This window comes from Geothermobacter hydrogeniphilus (assembly GCF_002093115.1).
Lineage (GTDB): Bacteria > Desulfobacterota > Desulfuromonadia > Desulfuromonadales > Geothermobacteraceae > Geothermobacter_A > Geothermobacter_A hydrogeniphilus.
The window spans coordinates 1-22750 of the sequence record NZ_NAAD01000005.1; the positions used below are offsets into that span (position 1 = coordinate 1).

A 22750-nucleotide genomic window follows, 5' to 3' on the forward strand; every position below is an offset into this window, starting at 1 on the left:
CAGCACCTTGAGTTCGGCAGTCAGACGTCTGAAGGTGAGGGCCCTGCAGGACAACCGGGTCGCGGAGGCGATGACAACCTTGAGAGCCAAACTTGCCAACTTGCAATCCCGACCCTAAGGGGATTATACCTACCGGTGAAATTCACTCCGGACAAAATCTATGAGTCTACACGGAAGAGCTCCTTCATTCCTGGTGACAGTTCTAGCGTTGGCGAGCTGGGCATGCTCACTCGCTTTCCCTGCTTTCTCGGACTATTCTGGACGATTACTTTCGGGTCTGAATACCCTGCTCTGCGGCTGGCTTGGTCCCCTCAACCTGACCTTTGCCTGGTACGCTAATATTTTCTTCCTTGCCGCTGTTGCCAGACTGCTGCGAGGAGGGACAACACGTCTTACACCCCTGCTGGCGCTCATCATTTCCCTCGACACTCTCAGGTTTACCAGCTACCCACTGAATGAAGGGGGCGCCACTGCAGCGATCTATGGGTACGGATTTGGTGCCTTCCTCTGGTTTTTGTCCCTCACCTTGTTGCTGATTGCCGCAGGGCTCCGTCTGAAGGAACAGAATGACGGAAGGGAAACGTCCGGCAAGAGGCTGTTTTTCATGGGCAGTATGCTAGCCCTCGCGTTGTTGACGGCAACGGTCTGCTTCTCCGTACGAGATCGAATCATTGCCAACCGGGCAGAACAGCACAGGCTGGAGAAGATTTTGTTCAAGCGGACAGCGGTTTGCAGCGCACCCGAACCGGAAGCGTCCCGCCAGGTCTCGATACCAGACGGTCCCCTTGAGGTGAGGGTTCCGCGGCACGCGAGCAAGGCACATTACCCGTTCAGCCAGATCAAGGACTACCTGAAGTGGGGTGTCAGGACGGTACGGTTTGGCGGTCGCGATTACACAATCCGGAATGTTGCAGGAGAGATGGTCCTGGTCTCAAATCCGGCCGCCATCCCGGCAACCGCCTTGCTTGAAGTGGAAGACCAGGAAGAGGCAATCGTCGCCAGGCTTTCTGATCAGTACCTGAATCGTGTCATCTTCGAGCAGAAATGGGCCGCGGAACCGACCGGGCGCAGGTACTATTATTGCCCCGATTACCACACCTCACCGTCGCAAAACCAGCAACCAAGAAAGTTGCTGGTGGAAGCACTTGGACTGACAGAAGAGGCCGTACTGCCGGATGACGTGTTTTATAACAAAATGCCCTATGAAACGGTCGAAGGCGAGGTATCAGGCCTGGCGACAAGACACCAATCCAGAGAAGAGCGTATCCAGGCGTGGAGGCAGGCACATCCTGGCGACATGTCCTTTCCCTATCGGGTCATGGTTAACTACAATTGCCCGGACAACATCGGCTGGGACCGCCTGGACAATGAGCCCATCAACAACACCGGTAACCCGTTCGTCATAGACGGACAATCCTACTATTGGGGGCTGGACGGATACCGGGCTTATTGCGACGGGCCGTACGTTTACATCTACCAGGTTTTCAGTCATTTTTCGGGAAAGGGGAAATATACCCTGAATATCACCAGGAGAACCCTGCCCGAACTGCAATACATCTGGACAAGGCTCGTACAGTTTAAGGTACCCGGCGAGACCACGATCGACAACACATACGAAATCCAGGGCTTCAGGGAGGCCCGGGGAGTTGCCGAGGCGGTCCTCGTTCACTACCAGAGCGGCAATGCGCTGTCACTTACCTTTCCAGTGGTCGTTGAGGATAAGGGAGAATAGCTCCCCCCAAAGAGAGGGAGACCAGTGCCCACCTCAGGGGGCTTCACGGTGGGGGGCTGAAGGTGAGGGCCCTGCAGGACAACAGGGTCGCGGAGGCGATGACAACCTTGAGAGCCAAACTTGCCAACTTGCAATCCCGACCCCAGGGGTGAATGAAAAAGCATTACCCGGGTGCGACAAAGACCGGGAAAAACATCACTCCGGCAGACCGTCCCGACTGCCTTGATACTGAATGACAGCAAGACAACGGCGGAGTCCCGTCGCGGGGACTCCGCCGGCAGTTCTACCGTCGCGAGAATTTATTTTTCAAACAACGACTCCGGTGAATCCCCAGCAGCCAGTTTTTCCAACTGGTCGGCGGTCAGCACAGCGAGTGCGTCCTTGACCGCAGCCAGATGCCGAACCTTCATATCTCCCTCCAGTTTCGCTATCTTGCGGATCAATTGTTCTACGGCATCCAGCGTCCAGTCCCCCTCAAGCAGATCGTCCAGATCAAAACGGCTGATTTTCACCTCGGTGGCAGTCCGCAGATTGTCACGACGACAGGCAGACTGCAGGTCCTTCAACTGCTGGATCTGTGTTTTCTGCAGTCCAAGCTCTTCAACCCGGTCGAGGAAGAATTCTTTTTTCATCATCGAATGCATCTTGCCGGATTTCATAGGCATCTTGCCGGTGAGCATACAGACCATCTTGTCCAGGTGATCTGCGGGCGAGGTCGACGCCATCATGCAGGGCATGCCCTGCATCCCTTTCATTTTCATGCCCATCATGTCCGCTTCTGAGTGGTCCATACCACTCGGCCCCCGGTGGCCGGGTCGGTCCTTGGTAAAACCGGGACCGGCCATGAACGCCAGCAGTAAAATCGTCATCAGGCTGCAAAAAACTGTCTTCTTCATACGGGTTCTCCTTGTTGTTGACGAACGTTTCGACCTGGAATTGAACTTAATCGTTAAAGTTTACCTGAAAATCGGCAACTGGATCAGGGGGACATCATTTCCGGTGGATAGAGTTGTTGTTCAAAATCGACAACTTGCCGCCGACCACGTTTCGCGGTCTATCCCTGAGTCGGTGAGGTTTCAGGCGCTTCATCGAAAAGATCGTCCTGCTTATCTTTCTTGAGTTGCTTCATCCATTGTCGATACCAGGGCGGATGACCGATATCGAGCCAGGAAGGGGTCTGGTGACACATGTAGCAGTCCTGCACCCTTCCCGGCATCTTTTTAAAGTGCCCTCTGAAGTGACTTTTCGGGGCCTTATGGCATTCCATGCAGGCAGTGGAACGTCCCAGTGGATGCCGGTACCGCGGGATGGTCCAGGCCTGGGTCTGGTGACACTCAACGCAGTCTGTTCCGAACAAACCGGAGTGGATATCACTGCCGGCATGACAGGCATAGCAGTTCAACAGCCTCTCTTCGGCGCTGACCCCGGCCTTCTGAACTGAGGGTTGCTGCGAGGACTGATGCTGCAGCCACATGGAGATCTGCCCGATAAGCAGGTCCTGGTCTTCGCTTGTCGGCGCGGTGTTTTTGATACGATCAAGGATAAGCAATGCCAGACGGGAGTGGTCCATGACAGTCGGCGGCAGAGCTCGGCCAAGATGTTCCGGGTGGCACCCGGTACAATTGCCGAGGTCGGCATGGAAAATATTTTCCGGCCAGCCGAGCAGTCGTTGATCAAGGGCGTGACAGGCAATGCAGTCGGCGTCGCGGATGCCCCCAAAGGCAGAATGACAGACGCTGCAATCCTTTTCCAGCCAGGCGTGGGCAGCAGAGAGTTCACCAGGCGATGTCAGCTGTTGCCAGCTGGATGCCTGTTTGAACAGAGCATTTTCCGGAGTCAGCAGCCAGATGACTGTCAGTATCACCAGGGCCGAGAACAGGAGCCATGTCGTTGGTATTTTTTTCATCCTCTATTGAAACCATCTCAAGCCGAAGTAGAGACTTGCCCAGACATGAAAAAAAAGCAGCAGATAGAGCAGCAGCGACACGCAAAGATGCCATTTCAACCAGCGCGAAAACCATTTTTTGAACTGATCGTGCAGCAGGATGGCCTGCTCGACATCGGCAATAGCCTCGACATGGCGCACCACATTCAACGGCTCAACAGCAGGCTGCCGGCTGTTTGAGTCATCCGCGGTCAGCAGAACGGCGGCCAACCGGCGGCGAAAGCTTGCAAACGGCCGGATCGCCGCCAACCGCTCAGGTTCAGTCGCCAACGCAGTCACCATCTGGTCATAGGCCGCATTCAACGTCTCCAGCCGGGCCTTTTTCTCACGCAATCCCTGACCGACGCGAGCGAGCAGATAACGTCCGACAAACCCGCTCAGCACCACGATCAGGGTCAGCAGGGTCAGCGACAGTCCGAGAAAGCTCTCAAATTTGTGTCCGGTATGGATCAGCACCAGCAGAGGGCCGACCAGCCCGGCATAGATATGCCAGGCCAGCAGGGTGCGCATCGGCACACGTCGGGTGGTGGCCGTTTTGAGTGATTTGACACGTTTAATGATCGTGTAGACGAGAGGAACCAGCATCAACAGTCCACCAGTGACGCCGAAGATACCTCCGGCAAGACTGCCGGCAAAGCGAGGCGAAACATGGAACAACGCCCCCGCCCAGAGGACCAGAATAATAACCACCAGCGCTGAGGCAATAATTTTTTCTTTTTCTTTCATTGCACTCAGGCCTCAATGGTCAAGTCAGTACGGGCTTTGGCCTGGCAGGCGAGAATGAAGCCCCGGGCCTTGTCATCCGGGTGCAGGCCATCGTCATTGGCCATATCAACCTTCCCGTCGAGGAGTTTGACGGCGCACATTCCGCAACTGCCTGCCAGGCAGGACGAATCTATCTCTACGCCGGCTCTGCCCGCAGCTTCGAGTACGCTCTCACCGGCCTGCATTCGAATCGATTTCCCGGAGCTTTTGAAACTGAGGATCGGGGCATCGGCGGGGTCGGCAGGGTTGTCCTCCACCGCCCCGGTCTGACCGCCGGCGCCGGACGAAGGTGGTCCGAAAAGCTCAAATTTAACCTGCTCCTTCGGCACCCCGAGGTCAGCCAGCATTGTTTTGAGCGCCGCCATCATCGGTGGCGAACCACAGAGATGTATCCTCTTTGAGGAAATGTCCGGCACCCATTCGGCCAGCCGTTCTGCGTTCAGCATTCCCGGGTAGAAATCACCTTTGGCGTCACCAGGTTCACTGACAACGATAAAACTTTTCAGGTTGGGATTGCGCTGCTTGAGAAGGGTCATTTCATCGGCAAAAATAAATTCTTCCGGGCTGCGACAGGCGTAAATAAAATAAAGCTCTCCCCCCCAACCGATGTCGAGCATTGCCCTGACCACGCTGATCATCGGCGTCACTCCCACTCCGCCCCCGATCAGAACAATACTTTCAGCCTCTCTGCCGGTAAAAATAAAGCGACCTGACGGAGGCTGTACTTCAAGGGTGTCCCCCTCTTTCAGCACATCATGCAGGTACCGTGAACCGATTCCCTGTTCTTCACGCTTGACTGTGATTTCACAGTAATAGCCCTGGGTTGGAGATGAAGATATCGTGTAATTGCGTTTAATTGTTGTCTGTCCATGGGGGATGGTGACCGTCAGGAACTGGCCCGGTTGGTAACTGAAAGGGATGGCACTGCCGTCGCAAGCAACCATCCGGAAGGTTTTAACCTCAGGAGTTTCCTGGTAGATCCGAATCACTCTCAGCCGACAGAGCTTCCCCTTTTTCAGGTTCATCCCCCCTTGTTCCGGCAGCGGGACGGTTGCCGCAGAAGCACTGTCGTTCTCAGCGGATTCCGGTACCGGTGTCACCGTGTGGCGGGTCGGTTCGGCCGGTGCAGTTGGGCCTGCCCCCTCAGTTGTCAACCGCGCCAGCAACTCCGAGGTACGACGAACCTTGGCCAGGTAGATCAACACCAGTGTTGCACCGACAAGGAGTGAAAAAAGACAGATAAAGAGGGAAAAGGGGGGCATCCCGAAGAGCTGAAAACCGGGACGCATGGTTGCCGGCGGCAACAGGTTGAGTTGGGATTTATACCACTGCAAAGCCACTCGTGGTGGAGATGTGCCCTCACTCAACGCCCGTCGCACTGCGAGTCCACTGCGGAAACGGGTCAGGCCTTCGTCAATCGCCTCAGCCTCAGCCAGCATGGCAGCCTGATCATCCTGTCCCTGAGCCCGGGTGAAGGCGCCGACCCCCTTGTGCAATTGAGCAATCCCCTCAGCTTCCCTCTGACGGGCCCGCTTGAGCAGGGTGGCTCGTTGCTCAGTGCTGAGCTGCGGCAATCTTATCAACGTCGGAAACAGTTCGGTGGACTTCGGGCGCGCCATCGCCTTCATCATCTCTTTCATGCCACCGCCGCCCATGCCGCCGCCCATACCGCCGCCTTTTTTACCCTTTCCGTCCATACCCATACTCATACCGGCATCGGCAGCCTCAGGAGTGGCAGCACCGGGATGATGACTTCGGTGTTCGGCGGCACTGGTCTGCGCCAGGGCCGGGGCCGACAGAATCAGCAGCATGACCAGAACCGGCAACAGAACCCGGATCAGGTGCGAAATAAGCATGACAGGAGCAGGGACTGACAGCGGACTGGACATGGTTCAACTCCTGAAACTGTGAACCACAAAGCCCTGAAAAGGCTCGTGGTCATGGGGGGATCCCCTGTCAACAACATCGGAAAGACCTGGACTGAAGTCCAGCGTTTTGAGCGAGTGAAAACCTTAAAAAGAAAAACAAAACCGGTCTAACGAACCGGCAAGACGATCTCCGGCGCAGCGGATTGCGACCAGGACAGATCGTTGCTCTCTGTTCACAGGCACAACCGGTACCGGCCCCTTCACCAATGGCCTGGATTATGGTACCCCTGTTATCGATATTGAGTTTACCAGACACCCTGCCAGCTGTCTTCAATCGCATCACCGGATGCCGGTGGCAGATTCAAATTGCAAGAACCAGTGGGGTCATGCTTGCAAGTTGGCATATATCTTTTCGACATTTTGCTCTCTGGTATTAATGACTTTTGTTTTCTGGGTATATTATTCAGGGTTAATTAGTAGAACAAGAATCCACCGGGAAGAGAGACCATGGGAGACAATCACCACCATCACGACATTGACACCATGGGTGATCGCCGTCTTGGCTGGGCCATCGCCATCAACATGGTGTTGACGCTGGCGCAGGTGATCGGCGGCATCGTCTCCGGCAGTCTGGCGCTGATCGCCGATGCTCTGCATAACTTCAGTGATGCCGCGGCGCTGTTGATTGCCTGGGCGGCGCGCAAAATCAGCAGAAAGCCGCCTGACTATTTCAGGACATTCGGTTACAAGCGGGCCGAGGTCATCGCTGCGCTGATCAATCTCGTCACGCTGGTGATTCTGGGGCTCTACCTGATCTATGAGGGGCTGTGGCGTATTTATGAACCGCAGGCCATTGAAGGGTGGACGGTGGTTATTGTGGCCGGTATTGCCCTGGTGATCGATGTGGCCACGGCGATTCTGACTTACAGCATGTCGAAGCACAGCATGAACATCCGCGCCGCCTTCCTGCACAATGTTTCTGATGTGCTGGCCTCCGTCGGGGTGATTGGCGCCGGCAGCCTCATTTTGCTCTATGGCTGGTACTGGACGGATACCGCGCTGACCCTGCTTATCGCCGGTTATGTGCTTTATCAGGCCGCAACGATGTTGCCCGGGACCATCCATATCCTCATGGAGGGTGCGCCGGAGGATATTTCTATTGAAGAGGTGATCGATGCGATGGCGCGTGTCGAGGGGGTTGCAAGCGTCCACCATGTTCATCTCTGGCAGCTCGATGAACACAAAAATGCCCTGGAGGCTCATGTAGTCATTGATGATTTCGGCAGGTCGGACATCATAAAGACCGCCCTGAAGACTGAACTTGCGCAGAGATTTTCCATCCTTCATTCGACGCTTGAGTTTGAAGTTGATCATTGTCCGGAATCAGCGAATTCATGATGGCGTCGCAAAAACTCACCAGCAGCTGCGTTACTGCGCTTGTCTCGCTGCTTCGACGTACGTAAGTACGCCTCATTGCTCGACAATCGTACGCCTTGCTGCTGGCGCTTTTTGCTTAGCCAACAACATGTTTGCTTTCTTGCGAAAGCATCAATTCACTGCCGGAAAACAGCACAACTCATTGACCCGCCTGCACTTTTCCGGAAATACCCGGTGACCCTGCGGGTGCGCCTCGTTTTTTTCAGGTCAAGCCCCCGCGCTCTTCATCCGGCATGACCACCCGGGTTCAGGATTGCTGCAGGGATTGTTGAGGTCCGGCCTAAAGCTGTTGCGCGGCGAATCGTCTCGTTGATCTCCGAGGGGGGGGAGGGCAACGGATGGACAGTCTTTAAACCGGCCGGGCTTTGATGTACTCTAGGAGGCTGTCGGACTATCCATAGACTGGCTGCAAATCCGCGCGTTCGGCCCATATCCCAGCTCCATTTTGCCCCATAGCCACTGCTATGAGGCTGCAATTGAGCCGAAATCTGTGCTCAAACGCCCGAATTTTCGCTTCAGCCTGTATAGTCCGACAGTCTCCTAGAGGCCGTTGGGTATTTACCGTTTACGCGAACGGAGACCGGCAAGGTGTGATCCCCTCGGCACGCGTCTCCATCACCATCTACACCCCATCACCCCGGAGGAAAAAGGGCTATGACGTATAAAATCAAGCAAACTCAGAATATTTCGCGCGGCTGCATGGTTTGCGGGGTAGAGAATGACTTCGGTCTTAAAACCCGTTTCCATGTGACGGAAGAGAACGAGGTTATTGCCGTTTTCACCCCGCGTCAGGTTCACCAGAGCTACCCGCAGATCACCCACGGCGGCATCACCGCGGCGATTCTGGACGAGACCATCGGTCGGGCGATCATGCCGCTTACCGACTCCCTGGCTTTCGGGGTCACCATCGAACTGAACGTGAAGTACAAGAAACCGGTTCCCTATGATGTCGAACTGAAAGCTGTTGGTCGCATCACCCGGAACAACGGTCGAATCTTCGAGGGGACCGGCGAGCTTTATCTGCCCGACGGCACCGTGGCCGCCACTGCGGAAGGAAAATTTCTCAAACGTCCACTGGAAAAATTTACCTCTGCCGAGTTTATCAGGAACCACTGGTTTACACCGGACGATGTCCCGGAGGAGATTTCGATTCAGCCGGAGGATGACCACGAATCCTGATCGGCCGAACTATGTTGATTGATTTCATTCTGAAAGAATGGTTGTTAATTGTTTCCGGCGTCGGGTTGATATTGACATCGATTTATACCGGACATGTTCCGGTGTATTCGAACCAGGAATTTCAGGTTCTGTTTATCTTGTTCGTGCTTTTTGTTTCCGTTAACGGACTTCAGCGGAGTGGTTTTATATCAAGAATATCAAGAAGTATAGAAAAGGGAGAATTCATTCCTCTAAAGCTTGTATTGATGACTTTTTTTATGTCAATGCTTGTTACGAACGATGTTGCTCTTATTGCGATTGTCCCTTTGACGTTAACAATTAATATTAGTCGTAAAGATATTCTTGTAATATTCGAAGTTCTGGCTGCAAACGCAGGGTCAGCTTTAACGCCAATTGGCAATCCGCAGAACCTTTTCATTTATTTGTTTTACGATATAGGTCCGGTAACATTTTCAACAACAATTGCCCCATTTTCATTCTTTTTCCTGGTAATATTGTCTATTTCTGCATGTCTTATAAATGCCGAAAAAAAACCACAAAATTCTACAGATATTAAGGTTGATGTAAAACTATCTTATATCTATATTGCGTTTCTTTTTGTCGTGATTGCTGTTGTCTTCCGTGTTATTCATCCTTATTTTTGTGCAATTATTATTGCTTTTGTCTTGTTGGCTGACAGGGAAACTTTCAATATAGATTATTCACTTTTATTCAGTTTCTTGTTCTTTTTCGGTTTGGCTGAAAATATGAAAATACTGATTGGCCGTGAGATTAGTCATTCCGGTCATATCTTTTTATTTTCTGCATTGGCCAGCCAGGTTATCAGTAATGTCCCGGCAACATTGCTTTTCGCAAAGTTCACAACAAACTGGAAGGCATTACTGTGGGGGAGCAATACCGGTGGTTTCGGTAGCCTGTTCGGGTCATTGGCCAATTTGATTGCATACAAAATTTACGTAACGCATGAAAGTACGAATAACACAGCACTATTTACGGCAAAATTTCTGATAATCGGGTATATGGCCTTTTTCCTGTCCGTCGTAATATATTTTATGCGGCCATTTGTTTAATGACTGTCGAGTTCTTATTCGGGGCTGTGAGCCTGTAGACGAGCATAATTCCGTTCTCAAACACGCAAGTTTTCACTTCGGACCGGCAAGCTTGACAGGCTGCATGGAAAACGAGGCGATGGTCGGCCTGCAAACCGCAAATCATGTGCTACATTTAGCAATGCACCTGAACCCGGCATCCGACAAAGGAGCTTCCCATGAAAAAACAATTCTTTCTTTCCCTGAGCGGACTTATCCTGCTTTCCCTGCTGGCCGGTCCTGGTCTGGCTGACGAAGGTCCCGGCCATGGCGGGCCGGGGATGGATCATTCCTCGATGAACATGAAGTCGATGAAGATGAAGATGCAGAAGACGATGCACGGCATGCAGTGTTCTTCCTGCAGGCATCAGCCCGGATCGCTCGCCGCCCGTCTCGATATGATGACCTGCATGCTGACCGGCAGGATGCCCATGCAGCCGGAGAAGATGCGAGCCATGATGCGGCGGGTCTTCTACCTCGACCGGATCGAGGAACTCGGTCTGCAGTCGGATCAGGTCGCACGTCTGAAGCAGATCCAGGCGGACTGCCGGCGCGACAACCTGCGCACCGCCGCTGAAGTCAAGATCGCCCGTTTTGACCTGGATGATCTGCTCGATGGCGACTGGAGCCTGGATGCCGCGGAACAGCTGGTTCGCAAAATCGCCAAGCTGGAAGGGGATCTCAAGGTCCGTCACCTGCGGGCGGTCAAGGATGCCTTTGCCGTGCTGAGCCCCGAACAGGTGAAGAAGCTCGCTTCGACCGATTCACCGGAAGGCCTGTTCGACAACTGAATCATGATGGCGTCGCAAAAACTCACCAGCAGCTGCGGTGCTGCGCTTGCCTCGCTGCTTCGACGTACGTAAGTACGCCTCATTGCTTGACAAACGTGCGCCTTGCTGCTGGTGTTTTTTGCTTAGCCAACACTCTTGATGCTTTTTTTGTGAAAGCATCATTCATCACTTTTCGGTCCCCTTTTTTCCTCCACAACAGGAGCCCACATGGATAGTTTTGACTGGGACCCGGCGGAACTGCTGAACCTCTCCGGCGGCTACTGGAGCACCTGCGCCCTGCACGCGGGAGTCAGCCTCGGGCTGTTCCCGGCCCTGGCGGCGCAGCCGCGAACCGTCGCCGAACTGGCGGAAGAGAAGGGGATTCCGGAGCGCGGCCTGGTCATGCTGCTGGATGCCCTGACGGCCATGCAACTGCTGGAGAAAAATGTTGAACGCTACGCGATGACTACCTCCGCCACCCGTTACCTGGACCCGGCGTCCCCGGAATACCTGGGGCACATCATCGCCCATCACCACCACCTCATGTCCGGCTGGGCCCGTCTCGACGAGGCCGTCAGGTCCGGCGGTCCGATTCGCGACCGGGTGTCCCACGACGCCGATGAGGAGCAGCGGGAGAATTTTCTGCTCGGCATGTTCGACCTGGGGATGCTGCTCGCTCCCCGCGTCGCCGCCGCCATCGACCTCTCAGGCCGGCAGCAGCTGCTCGATCTCGGCGGCGGTCCCGGAACCTACGCCATTCATTTCTGCCGGCGGAATCCGCAGTTGCGCGCCACGATTTTTGACCTGCCGACCACCCGGCCGTTTGCCGAACAGACCCTGACCCGGTTTGACATGGGGTCGCGTATCGACTTCGTGCCGGGGGATTTTACCGTCGATCCGATTCCGGCGGGCTGTGATGTCGCCTGGTTGTCGCACATTCTGCACGGGGAGGGGAGGCGGGGCTGTGTTCGCCTGCTGCAGAAGACCGCCGCCGCCCTGGAACCGGGAGGCTTGCTGCTGGTGCAGGAGTTTATCCTCCAGGCAGACCGGACGGGGCCGCTCTTTCCGGCCCTGTTTTCCCTTAACATGCTGCTGGGCACCCCGGAAGGGCAGTCCTACAGCGAACCGGAACTGACGGAACTGCTGAACGAGGCCGGGTTCAGGCAGATTGAACGGCGGCCGCTGGAGCTGCCGAACGGTGTTGGTATTCTTTCGGCCGTTAAATCGTAGTCACGATTTTTCCTCCTGCCGATACGGGAAGGACGGTTCGGGGATCAGTGCGGTTTCGCCGGCAAGGGCGTTGACTTTGCTCGGCAAGTATGATTGATTGACGTGTTTTTTGACCGGATCGAAAAAACGTTCCGGAAATGAAGAATCCCGGTCCGTATTGCCCTTGTCGGACCGAGGAGCGAGCCGTCATCAACATGCGCCTGGAAGATTTCGATTTTCAACTCCCCGAAGAGCAGATCGCCCAACATCCCGTCGCGCGACGGGACGGGTCGCGGCTGCTGGTTATGAGCCGGAATGCCACCGCCATCCGCCACCAGCAATTCCCCGATATCGTTGATTATTTCCGTCCAGGTGACTGCCTGGTCCTCAATGACACCCGGGTCATCCCGGCCCGCCTGCAGGGGAACAAACAGAGCGGCGGCCGCATCGAGGTGTTCCTGGTTCGGCAGCTGTCGACAGAACCGCCCGAATGGCTCTGTCTGACCAGGTGCTCGCGAACCCCGCGGCCGGGAGTTTGCCTGGACCTCGGCGAGGGGCTCAGGGCCGAAATTCTCGATGGCGGAGATGCCCCGCTGCAGCGGCTGCGTTTTGACTGCGACGGATCCTTCTCCGATGCTCTGCAACGGCTGGGGAAGATCCCGCTGCCGCCCTATATCCGCCGCGAGGCGCTTCCCGCTGACGCGGAACGTTACCAGACAGTCTTCGCCCGGACCGAAGGGGCGGTCGCCGCGCCGACCGCCGGACTGCATTTCACTCCCGAGATCCTGGACCAGTTGAAGGGCCGGGGGGTCGAGGTCTGCAGCCTGACCCTGCACGTCGGTCTCGGTACCTTTTTCCCGGTGCGGTGTGAAAATATTGCCGAACATCGGATGCACAGTGAAGCTTATTCCATCCCGCGACAGACCGCCGATGCCATCGCCCGCACCCGCGCCGCGGGGGGGCGGGTCATCGCGCTGGGGACCACCACCACCCGGGCGCTGGAGCACGCGGTTACCGCAGACGGTACGGTGGCCGCTGGTGACGGGATGAGCGACCTGTTCATCTACCCCGGTTTTCGTTTTCGGGTCATCGACGGCCTGGTCACCAATTTTCATCTGCCGAAATCGACGTTGCTGATGCTGGTGTCGGCCTTTGCCGGCCGCAATTTCGTTCTCGCCGCCTATCGCCAGGCGGTGCAGCACGGTTACCGGTTCTTCAGTTACGGCGATTGCATGTTGATTCTTTAGCGGGGATGCAAAGGACGTTGAAGCCATTCTCTTTTGAACTTCTCGCCGGCGATCCCGGCTGCGGAGCGCGCCGTGGACGTATGATCACCCGCCGCGGCGTGATCGAAACCCCGGTTTTCATGCCGGTCGGCACCCAGGCGACGGTCAAGGGGATGCTGCCCGAGGCCCTCGACGAGATCGGGGCGCAGATTATCCTCGGCAACACCTATCACCTCTACCTGCGCCCCGGGCACGAGCTGATCGCGCGGCTCGGGGGACTGCATGATTTCATGAACTGGTCGGGGCCGATTCTGACCGACAGCGGTGGTTTCCAGGTTTTCAGCCTCGGCGAGCTGCGCAAGATCAGTGAAGAAGGGGTCGCTTTCCAGTCACATCTCGACGGCAGCCGACACCTGCTGACCCCGGAGAGTTCGATCGCCATCCAGGAGGCGCTCGGTGCTGATATCATCATGGCTTTCGACGAGTGTATTCCGCACCCCGCCGAGCGCGAATATGTGGTAGACTCCACAGCTCGTTCCGGACGCTGGGCCAGGCGCTGCCGGCAGGCGCGTCGCCCTGATGACGGCGCGGCGCTGTTCGGTATCGTCCAGGGCGGCATGTACCGGGATCTTCGCCGGCAGAGCGCCGAAGAGCTGCGGGAGATCGGTTTCGAGGGTTATGCACTCGGCGGCCTGTCGGTGGGGGAGTCGACCGAACTGATGTACGAGGTGATGGATTACAGCCTGCCGCTGCTGCCCGAAGATGCCCCGCGCTACGTCATGGGGGTCGGCACCCCGGAGAACCTGGTGGAAGGGATCGCCCGCGGTGTTGACATGTTTGACTGCGTGATGCCGACCCGCAACGCGCGCAACGGGGTCCTCTTTACCTCTAGCGGAAAACTGAGTATCAAGCAGGCCCGTTACCGGGAGGACGAGAGTCCGATTGATCCCCGCTGTGACTGCTATGTGTGCCGCCATTACAGCCGCGCATATCTGCGTCATCTGTTTCGGGCGAACGAAATTCTGTCATCGGTATTGAATACTCACCACAACCTGCACTATTATCTCAATTTAATGGCTGCGGCGAGAGTCGCGATCGAACAGGGGAGCTTCACGGTTTTTCGCCGCGACTTCTACGCGCAAAGGGAACAAACGGTACCCGCCTGATGGCGGGTTGAAGGCTTACAACCAGAGAACCAATTCAACCAAGGAGAAAATGAAATGTTTGCATCAACCGCATACGCCATGGCCACCAACGGTGGAGGAGCCGCAGGTCAGCAGAACCCCTACAGCGGGATCATCATGCTGGTCATCATGTTCGCCATCTTCTATTTCCTGCTCATCCGTCCGCAGCAGAAAAGGGCCAAACAGCACAAGCAGCTGGTTGAAAGCCTCAAGGTTGGCGACCAGGTGACCACCGCCGGCGGCATGCATGGTCGTATTGCCGGCCTGCAGGACGATATCGTCACGGTGGAGATCGCCACCGGTGTCAAGGTCAAGTTCAACCGCAGCTCCATTGTCGCCGCTCCCGGACAGAATCCCGGCAACTAGGACGACCCTGCCTGCGCATTGATGTGCATCGCCGAGCCTGCCGCGGGGTTGGGTCCGGCCAGCAATTTTGAAAGGAGTTCCTTCTGCTATGTCCAGGAGTCTGAAATGGCGGGGCCTGCTGGTCCTGTTCTGTCTGCTGCTCGCAGCGGCGTCTCTCGCACCGACCTTCTTCGGTGACAGCCTGCCCGACTGGTGGCGCAAGAGCTTTGATCCCATTCGGCGCGGTCTTGACCTGCAGGGCGGGATGCACCTGGTGCTCGGCGTCGAAGTCGACAAAGCGGTTGAAAGCCGGCTCGACAGTATTGCCGACCAGGTTGAAAATCTGCTGCGGGAAAAGGATATCGTCTTCAAGCGGGTAGAACGGAAGCCCGGAGAGCGCCTGGCGATCACCGTCTACGATGATGAGGCCGGCAAGCAGGTCGACGCGCTGATGGCGGACCGGTTTCCGACCCTGGAGCCGATGACCCTCAGTGACAGCGGCGGCTATATTCAGAAACATTATCGATTGAGCAACAGCGAAATCGAACGGATCCGTGAATATGCTGTCCGGCAGGCCCTGGAAACCCTGCGCAACCGGGTTGACCAGTTCGGTGTTTCCGAACCGACCCTGCAGATGCAGAGCGGCAACCGCATCCTCATCCAACTGCCCGGCATCAAGGATCCGCAACGGGCCATCGCTCTGCTCGGCAAGACCGCCCGTCTCGAGTTCAAGATGGTGGCGGAAAACGTTGACCCCCAGGAGGCGGTCAAGGGCAAACTGCCGCCCGGTACCGAGCTGCTTTACGAACGACAGGTCAACAAGCGGACCGGTGCGGTGACCGAGCTCCCGATCGTGGTCAAGAGCAAGACCATCATGACCGGTGATCTGCTCTCCAACGCCCAGGTGCGTATCGACAGCCGTTTCAACGAGCCCTATGTCGCCATCGATTTCAACGCCGTCGGTGCCAAGCGTTTTGACCAGGTGACCGCCGCCAATGTCGGCAAGCGGATGGCGATCGTCCTCGACGATACCGTCTACTCAGCCCCGGTGATACGAGAACGGATCTCCGGCGGCAGCGCCCAGATCAGCGGCTCCTTTACCTCGCAGGAGGCCACGGACCTGGCAATCATCCTGCGGGCCGGTTCCCTGCCGGCGCCGGTCAAAATCCTGGAAGACCGGACCGTCGGGCCGTCCCTCGGTCACGATTCGATCAGCAAGGGCATCCGTTCGGTTGTCATCGGCGGTATCCTGGTGGTGCTGTCGATGCTGATCTACTATTCCCTTTCGGGCTTGGTGGCCAATATCGCTCTGATGCTCAACCTGGTCTTCATTCTCGCCATGCTCAGCCTGTTCGGCGCCACCCTGACGCTGCCGGGAATCGCCGGTATCGTCCTGACCGTGGGTATGGCGGTCGATGCCAACGTGCTGATCTTCGAGCGCATCCGTGAAGAGTTGCGGCTCGGCAAGAGCGCCCGCAACGCCATTGATCTCGGTTACGGCAAGGCCTTCATGACCATTGTCGACGCCAACATCACCACCCTGATCGCCGCGCTGGTGCTGTTCCAGTTCGGCACCGGCCCGGTCAAGGGTTTTGCCGTGACCCTGTCGGTCGGCATCCTGGCGTCGATGTTCACGGCTATTTTCGTGACCCGGCTCATATTTGACTACTTCCTTGACCGCCGCCAGGTCAAGCGCCTGAGAATCTGAGGAGGCGGCGATGCAACTGATCAAACCTGATGTCAATTTTGAATTTGTCGGCCGTCGCAAGCTGGCGATCGGTTTCTCGGTCATCCTGATCCTGATCGGCCTGATCTCGCTGGTTGTCAAGGGCGGACCGAATTACGGTATCGACTTTGTCGGCGGAAGCCTGGTGCAGATCAAGTTCCAGCAGACGACCAATGCGTCTGATATCAAGGACGCCCTGAAAGACCTCGGTCTCGGCAACATGAGCGTGCAGCAGTTCGGTGACGACGCCAACGAGTTCCTCGTTCGCGCGCAGGCCGTCAGCAGTGAACTCAAGGGACTTGGCCACCGGGTCGAGCAGGCTCTTGAGGCCAGCTACGGTGCCGGCAAGGCGGAGGTTCGCAGGGTTGAAATGGTCGGCCCCCAGGTCGGTAAGGATCTGCGTGAAAAAGGCTTCAAGGCGGTGCTTTTCGCCATGGTGGCGATCCTGATCTACATCACCCTGCGTTTTGAATTCCGCTTCGCTGTCGGAGCGGTGCTGGCGCTGGTGCATGACGTGATGATCACCCTCGGCGCTTTTTCGGTTTTCAACAAGGAGATCGACCTGCCGATTATCGCCGCTTTTCTGGCGATCATCGGTTATTCGCTCAATGACACCATCATCGTCTACGACCGGATACGGGAGAACATGGGACGCTACCACAAGGAACCCTTCCCGGTGATTGTCAATCGCAGCATCAACGAGACCCTGTCGCGGACCATCCTCACCTCCGGCACCACTCTGCTGGTGGTGGCCGCCCTGTTTATCTTCGGCGGCGGTGTCATCCATAACTTCGCCTTCGCCCTGCTGGTCGGGGTGCTGATCGGTACCTACTCCTCGATCTTTGTCGCCAGTCCGCTGCTGATTTTCTGGCAGGACTACAAGAACGCCAAACAGGGCAAGGCCGCGGCCAAAGGAAACGCCTGATGAAAAACAAGGAAACTATCATCCTGATGGGGGTAGCGCTGGTGATCGGCATCCTGGTGGGAGTGATCGGCAGCAACATCGGCGGACGTGGCAGGCAGCGTTCGGTGAGCAGTGCGCCGCCGCCGGCTTCCGCTCCGGTGGTCAACCAGGGGCAGAACATCAAGATGCTCGAAGCGGTGGTGGCCAAGGATCCCGCCAACCGTAACGCCTGGGTACAACTCGGCAACATTTATTTCGACACCCAGCAGCCGATGAAGTCGATCGAAGCCTACGGCAAGGCCCTCGAAATCGACGGCAACGATCCCGATGTCCTGACCGACCAGGGCATCATGTTCCGCCAGCTCGGCTGGTACGATCGCGCCATTGATAATTTCGAGAAGGCGACTGTCATCGACCCCAACCATTCCCAGAGCTATTACAACCTCGGGGTCGTCTACCGCTATGATCTCAAGGATTTTCCCAGGGCCATCGAGGCCTGGCAGAAATTCCTCGACCTGAACCCCACCGGCCAGGGGGCCGACCAGGTTCGCCGGGATATGGAAGTCCTCAAATCCCATCCGCCGATTCCCCAGCCGAATGCTGAGGGGGCAAAGTAGGTCACACGGCCGGGAGTCATCCCGGCCGTTTAACCGGATCCTCTCATGATCAAGCCGGGCATAGCTTCAAACGGGCCATCCGGTGTCGCTGTACGCCTGCTTCCGGCGGTTCTGTTTCTGGTGGTGTTCTGTACCGGTTGCCTGCCTTCGGTGAAACGTATTGACGGCGGCCGGCTGGCCGGTGAACAGTTCTGGCAGGGCCGGATCGACATCTACGGCGATGTCGAGCTAGTTGCCGGCAGCAGTCTGGTGATTGCTCCCGGCAGTGACATCGTTTTTCATCCCGCGCCCCCGGAACTTGACCGCTGGCGTGACCATCCCCATTTCCCCGGCAGCGAACTGGTGATCCGTGGTGACTTCCGGGCCGAAGGGACAGCCTCCCGCCCGATCCGCTTTCGTGCGTCCGTGGCCGATGCCCCGGCCGGCAGCTGGGGGGGGATCAACATCAGCAGCAGCCCTTCGACCCGTATCCGCCACGCCGTTTTCAGCGGCGCCGACAGTGCCCTGCATATTCAGGAATCGACTGTATCTATCGAGGATTCCGTCTTCAGCGGCAACCTGGTGGCCATCCGTTTTCATTCCAGCAATATTCTCATTGATCACAACCGGATTGTCGGCAACGACACCGGCATCCGTTTTCATTTCGGCTCCCCGGTCATCCGCAATAACCAGATCAGCAACAATCGCCGCGGGGTGTTCATCACGGCCCACCCCCGGGACCTGCGGATCGAGAACAACAATTTTATCGCCAACCGGGATTACGATGTGGTTCTCGGCGAGGAAGTCCCGGAAGATGTCCGGCTGGGCGGTAACTGGTGGGGAACGACTGATGTCAGTCAGGTTTCGCCGCGGATCTACGACCGGGGTCGGGATGACCTGCTCGGTCGTGTTCTGTTGCGACCGTTGCGTGAATCTCCCGTTGCGGGGGTGGGGCCGCGATGAAGCCAATTGACAGTCGGCGATGGAGCCTGCGACGTGAATGCGACCGGGAACGGGTGGAAATCCTCGTTCGGGAACTGGGGGTTTCTTTCTGGGCGGCTCGGGTGCTGGCCGCACGCTCTATCGAAACACCCGAAGAAGGTCGGCTGTTCCTGCAGGCCCGACTCAGCAATCTTCCCGATCCCTTCCTGCTCAAGGGGGTCGGTGCCGCGGTCGAGCGCCTGGTCATGGCGATCGAACAGCAGCAGCTGATCAGCGTGCATGGTGATTATGATGTTGACGGCATCACCGGGACCGCTCTGCTGACGCAGACCCTGCAATTATTCGGCGGCCGGGTTGAATATCATATCCCGCTGCGACTGAAGGACGGTTACGGACTTTCGGCCGAGGCTCTCAGGTCCGCTGCCGGCAATGACGCCCGGGTTGTGGTGTCGGTTGATTGCGGCATCTCCGCCCATGCCGAGGCGGATCTGGCGGCCGACCTCGGTCTCGACCTGATCATCACCGACCACCATCAACCCCCGGATTCCCTGCCATCCGCCCTGGCCCTGGTCAATCCCCATCAGCCCGGCTGCTCATTTCCCGACCGGAACCTGTGCGGCGTCGGGGTCGCTTTTATGCTGCTGGTGGCGTTGCGCAAGGCGTTGCGTGAACGGGGCTGGTTCGCGCAGCGGTCGGAGCCGGACCTGCGTCAGCAGCTCGATCTGGTCGCGCTCGGTACGGTGGCCGACCTGGTGCCGTTGACCGGTCTCAACCGGACCCTGGTCCGGAGCGGTCTGCAACGCCTCGACCAGGGGCCGAGGCCCGGTATCCGGGCGCTCAAGGAGGTGGCCGGGGTGCGCGAGGTGTCCGCCGGGGCGGTCGGGTTCCGGCTGGCGCCGCGGCTCAATGCCGCTGGACGGCTGGAAGATGCCGCTCTCGGTGTCGAACTGCTGCTGACCGACGATGCGGACCGCGCGCGGGAGTTGGCGGAGCAGCTTGACGGTTTCAATCGGCAGCGTCAGCAGATTGAAAAGGACACCTTTGCCGACGCGGTGGCGCAACTGGAGGATGCCGAGGAGCGGTTTTCCATCGTGCTGGCCGATCCGGCCTGGCATTCCGGGGTGATCGGCATCGTCGCCAGCCGGCTGGTGGAGCGTTATGGTCGACCGACCCTGCTGGTCGCTCTGGATGAGGATTCCGGCAAGGGGTCGGGACGATCGGTGCGCGGGTTTCATCTCTACCGCGGCCTGCAGGGCTGTGCTGATGATCTGCTCGGTTTCGGCGGTCATGAATATGCCGCCGGTTTCAGTATCGCGGCGGATCGTCTCGATGCGTTCAGCGAGCGTTTCGAGGCCCGGGTCCGCGATATTCTGACCATGGAAGACCTGATGCCGACGCTGCTCTACGAAGGGGAGATCGGTCTCGATGAGTTGGGGCCGGAACTGGTGGCCGAGTTGGAATCGCTGGCTCCGTTCGGCATGGGCAATCCGGAGCCGGTGCTGCTGGCCCGCAATGTCGATCTCCACCGGGTGGAGACGATCGGGGACGGCAGTCACCTGCGCTGCGTCGCCCGCCAGGGCGGCTACAGCTGCAACTGCATTGCCTTCAGGATGGCCGAGCGGATCGAGGAGTTCAGCGGCCCCTGTGACCTCCTGTTCACCCCCGGCATCAATGAGTGGAAGGGGCGCCGCAGCGTGCAGCTGCGTCTGCGTGACCTGCGTCCGGCGACATCTCAGGCGGAAGCCTGACGCAGGAACCTGAATCAGATTTTAAAAAATCTGAAGCGTACCCATAGGTTCGCTGGTGATTATTGGGAAGCTCAGGCAGGTCAATGACTTGTGCTATCCGCCGACAAGGGGCTCACTGATTAAGGATAAAGTTTCCCAGCGCCCGGTCTTCCATGCAGATGTGCTCGTAAAGCCAGTCGATTACCATCTCGTTGATTTCGGCGGCCAGTTCCTGCTCGGCGGGATTGTCGAGCAGCCGCCTTTCGAGCTGCTGCAATTTGCGGCAGAATCCCAGATGCTGGCGTCGGTGCATCTCCAGTGCCTGGTAGTGATGTTCCTCCATCAGCGCCTCTTCGGCGCGGAAATGCTCATTCGCGTAGTTGTGCAGAAAGGTGAGCATCCGCCCCGACTGTTCAGCGTTATCTTTCTTCGTCAGGCAGGCTGCGAGCAACTGGTTGACATAATCAAACAGTTGCTGATGCTGCCGGTCGATCAGGTCGACCCCCACGCTCAGTTCCCTGGTCCAGTAGAGATTCACTTCCATGGTCTGCTCCCGGTCGTCATAAGGTCCGGCCGCCCCGTCAGGCTCCTGCCGCTTTTCTCCCTGAATCAGTGAGCCCCTTGTCGGTGGACACCATCCAACAGAAACTCACTGATTCAGCTTATCGTCCGGGAGGGAAGGGGAGTTTACCCCGGAATCAGTCCGGTTTCATACCCAGGTCCGCGGCCAGCCTGCTCCAGGCGGGAAGGCTGCGTTCGATGACCTCCTGTTCGACGCAGTAGGCAATGCGGAAATAGCCGGGAGCGCCGAAGCCGCTGCCGGGCACCAGCAGGATATTGTGCTGCTGGGCGCGGGTGACAAAAGCGACGTCATCCTCGATCGGGGAGAGGGGGAAGAGGTAGAAAGCGCCGCCCGGTTTCACCATTTTGAAACCGAGAGCGGTCAGGTGGTCGAACAGCAGGTCCCGTTTTTCCTGGTAGGGAGCGATGGCGACGCTTTCGTCCTGCAGATCGGCAACCAGCCGCTGGGCCATGGCCGGGGCGTTGACGAAGCCGAGGACCCGGTTGCAGAATACGGCTCCGGCCATGAACAGCTGGCAGTCCTGCAGCTTCGGGCTGGCCGCGAGGTAGCCGATCCGTTCTCCCGGCAGTGCCAGGTCCTTTGAATGCGAGGTGACGATCACCGCGTTGTCGACGCAGGCGAACAGGCTGGGGACCTGTTGTCCCTGGTAGGCGATGCGGGCGTAGGGCTCATCGGAAATCACCACCACCGCGCGTCCGGTTTCCTGCTGGCGGCGCTTGAGCAGGGCGTCGAGCCGCCGCAGGTCCGCTTCCGGATAGATGACCCCGGTCGGATTGTTGGGTGAGTTGATAATCAGGGCGCAGGTTTTTTCGGAAATCGCCGCCTCGATGGCGTCGAGGTCGAGCTGGAAGTCCTCGCGCCGGGTCCAGACCTCGCGCGCGATGCCGCCGTGGTTGTCGATGTAGAACTTGTACTCGACGAAATAGGGGGTCAGGATGATGACTTCGTCGCCGGGATTGAGCAGAGTCTTGAGAACCACGTTCAGGGCGCCGCCGGCACCGCAGGTCATGATCACCTGCCCGGCATCGACCTGCAGACCGCTGGTTCGGCTCAGACGCTCGGCGACCGCGGCGCGGGTCCGGTCGTAGCCGGCGTTGTTCATGTAGCGGTGCATGCCCGGTTCGGGATGGGTGGCCATCCGGCGCAGCTGCTCGTTGAAGCGCGGCGGGGGTTCGACGGTCGGGTTGCCGAGGGTGAAGTCGAAAACATTCTCGTCACCGTGAATCTCGCGCAGTCGGGCGCCTTCCTCGAACATCCGGCGGATCCACGAAGAACGATCGATAAAGGTCTGGATTTTCTCTGAAATCGGCATAACGTCTCCTGTCGGGGATAGGCCGGTGAATGACACGGCCGTCACGGGTTGTCAAATCGCTCCGTAGTTTAACGGTCGGTTGTCGCCGAATGCAACCCCGATCCACCGGCAATTTCGGGATTCGGCTGTCGTTGCGGGTGAATCTGCGTTGTTGCCGTCGCCGCTTCGGTGCTCGACGTAGCGCGGCTACGTCTGCGCTCGAAACGGCGCGG

20 protein-coding genes are annotated in these 22750 nt (G+C 57.7%); 14 read left to right on the top strand and 6 right to left on the bottom strand.

Going from position 1 to position 22750, the window contains the following annotated elements:
* The first annotated feature begins 160 nt into the window (after positions 1–160).
* Positions 161–1732 carry a hypothetical protein gene (locus B5V00_RS05545; protein ID WP_085009776.1) on the top strand — a complete coding sequence of 524 codons (1572 nt, stop codon included), beginning with the start codon at positions 161–163 and terminating at the stop codon, positions 1730–1732.
* 299 nt (positions 1733–2031) lie between these two features.
* Here B5V00_RS05545 and B5V00_RS05550 read toward each other — a convergent pair whose 3' ends face one another.
* The 4 genes from B5V00_RS05550 to B5V00_RS05565 all read right to left on the bottom strand — a co-directional run bounded on the left by B5V00_RS05550 (position 2032) and on the right by B5V00_RS05565 (position 6331).
* Positions 2032–2628, bottom strand: coding sequence for a hypothetical protein (locus B5V00_RS05550; protein ID WP_085009777.1), 597 nt, complete (start codon positions 2626–2628; stop codon positions 2032–2034).
* Positions 2629–2786: 158 nt separating this feature from the next.
* Complete coding sequence (locus B5V00_RS05555) at positions 2787–3638, bottom strand: cytochrome c3 family protein (RefSeq protein WP_085009778.1); 852 nt, start codon at positions 3636–3638, stop codon at positions 2787–2789.
* Between the two features lie 3 nt (positions 3639–3641).
* Positions 3642–4403, bottom strand: coding sequence for a hypothetical protein (locus B5V00_RS05560; RefSeq protein ID WP_085009779.1), 762 nt, complete (start codon positions 4401–4403; stop codon positions 3642–3644).
* 5 nt (positions 4404–4408) lie between these two features.
* The gene (locus tag B5V00_RS05565; protein ID WP_085009780.1) at positions 4409–6331 is read right to left on the bottom strand and encodes a 2Fe-2S iron-sulfur cluster-binding protein; all 1923 of its coding nucleotides are present in this window, start codon (positions 6329–6331) and stop codon (positions 4409–4411) included.
* Positions 6332–6817: 486 nt separating this feature from the next.
* Here B5V00_RS05565 and B5V00_RS05570 point away from each other — a divergent pair, with 486 nt between their 5' ends.
* The 13 genes from B5V00_RS05570 to recJ all read left to right on the top strand — a co-directional run bounded on the left by B5V00_RS05570 (position 6818) and on the right by recJ (position 20664).
* Positions 6818–7708: a cation diffusion facilitator family transporter gene (locus tag B5V00_RS05570; RefSeq protein WP_085009781.1), complete on the top strand. Its 891-nt coding sequence runs from the start codon at positions 6818–6820 to the stop codon at positions 7706–7708.
* 693 nt (positions 7709–8401) lie between these two features.
* The gene (locus B5V00_RS05575) at positions 8402–8926 is read left to right on the top strand and encodes a PaaI family thioesterase (RefSeq protein ID WP_085009782.1); all 525 of its coding nucleotides are present in this window, start codon (positions 8402–8404) and stop codon (positions 8924–8926) included.
* Between the two features lie 11 nt (positions 8927–8937).
* A complete protein-coding gene (locus tag B5V00_RS05580) occupies positions 8938–9996 on the top strand; it encodes an SLC13 family permease (RefSeq protein ID WP_085009783.1) in 1059 nt (352 codons plus the stop codon).
* A gap of 197 nt (positions 9997–10193) precedes the next feature.
* Complete coding sequence (locus B5V00_RS05585) at positions 10194–10805, top strand: hypothetical protein (RefSeq protein ID WP_085009784.1); 612 nt, start codon at positions 10194–10196, stop codon at positions 10803–10805.
* Between the two features lie 207 nt (positions 10806–11012).
* Complete coding sequence (locus tag B5V00_RS05590; protein WP_085009785.1) at positions 11013–12014, top strand: methyltransferase; 1002 nt, start codon at positions 11013–11015, stop codon at positions 12012–12014.
* 194 nt (positions 12015–12208) lie between these two features.
* Complete coding sequence (gene queA, locus B5V00_RS05595) at positions 12209–13240, top strand: tRNA preQ1(34) S-adenosylmethionine ribosyltransferase-isomerase QueA (protein ID WP_085009786.1); 1032 nt, start codon at positions 12209–12211, stop codon at positions 13238–13240.
* A 17-nt stretch (positions 13241–13257) separates the two neighbouring features.
* Positions 13258–14385, top strand: coding sequence for a tRNA guanosine(34) transglycosylase Tgt (gene tgt, locus B5V00_RS05600; protein WP_245803913.1), 1128 nt, complete (start codon positions 13258–13260; stop codon positions 14383–14385).
* Between the two features lie 54 nt (positions 14386–14439).
* Positions 14440–14769, top strand: a complete 330-nt coding sequence (gene yajC / locus B5V00_RS05605; protein ID WP_085009788.1) for a preprotein translocase subunit YajC — start codon at positions 14440–14442, stop codon at positions 14767–14769.
* Between the two features lie 88 nt (positions 14770–14857).
* Complete coding sequence (gene secD, locus B5V00_RS05610; protein WP_085009789.1) at positions 14858–16456, top strand: protein translocase subunit SecD; 1599 nt, start codon at positions 14858–14860, stop codon at positions 16454–16456.
* A 10-nt stretch (positions 16457–16466) separates the two neighbouring features.
* Positions 16467–17399, top strand: a complete 933-nt coding sequence (gene secF / locus B5V00_RS05615) for a protein translocase subunit SecF (RefSeq protein WP_085009790.1) — start codon at positions 16467–16469, stop codon at positions 17397–17399.
* Positions 17399–17995, top strand: coding sequence for a tetratricopeptide repeat protein (locus B5V00_RS05620; protein WP_085009791.1), 597 nt, complete (start codon positions 17399–17401; stop codon positions 17993–17995). The genes secF and B5V00_RS05620 overlap by 1 nt, the downstream gene beginning before the upstream one ends.
* Positions 17996–18040: 45 nt before the next feature.
* Complete coding sequence (locus B5V00_RS05625; protein WP_085009792.1) at positions 18041–18937, top strand: right-handed parallel beta-helix repeat-containing protein; 897 nt, start codon at positions 18041–18043, stop codon at positions 18935–18937.
* Positions 18934–20664, top strand: coding sequence for a single-stranded-DNA-specific exonuclease RecJ (recJ, locus tag B5V00_RS05630; protein WP_085009793.1), 1731 nt, complete (start codon positions 18934–18936; stop codon positions 20662–20664). Before B5V00_RS05625 ends, recJ begins: the two co-directional genes overlap by 4 nt.
* 112 nt (positions 20665–20776) lie before the next feature.
* On the opposite strand, the gene B5V00_RS05635 is transcribed toward recJ, so the two are convergent.
* Positions 20777–21187 (bottom strand): bacteriohemerythrin, encoded by a 411-nt coding sequence (locus tag B5V00_RS05635; RefSeq protein ID WP_085009794.1) that lies wholly within the window; start codon positions 21185–21187, stop codon positions 20777–20779.
* A 154-nt stretch (positions 21188–21341) separates the two neighbouring features.
* Positions 21342–22538 (bottom strand): pyridoxal phosphate-dependent aminotransferase, encoded by a 1197-nt coding sequence (locus tag B5V00_RS05640; RefSeq protein WP_085009795.1) that lies wholly within the window; start codon positions 22536–22538, stop codon positions 21342–21344.
* Positions 22539–22750: the final 212 nt, after the last annotated feature.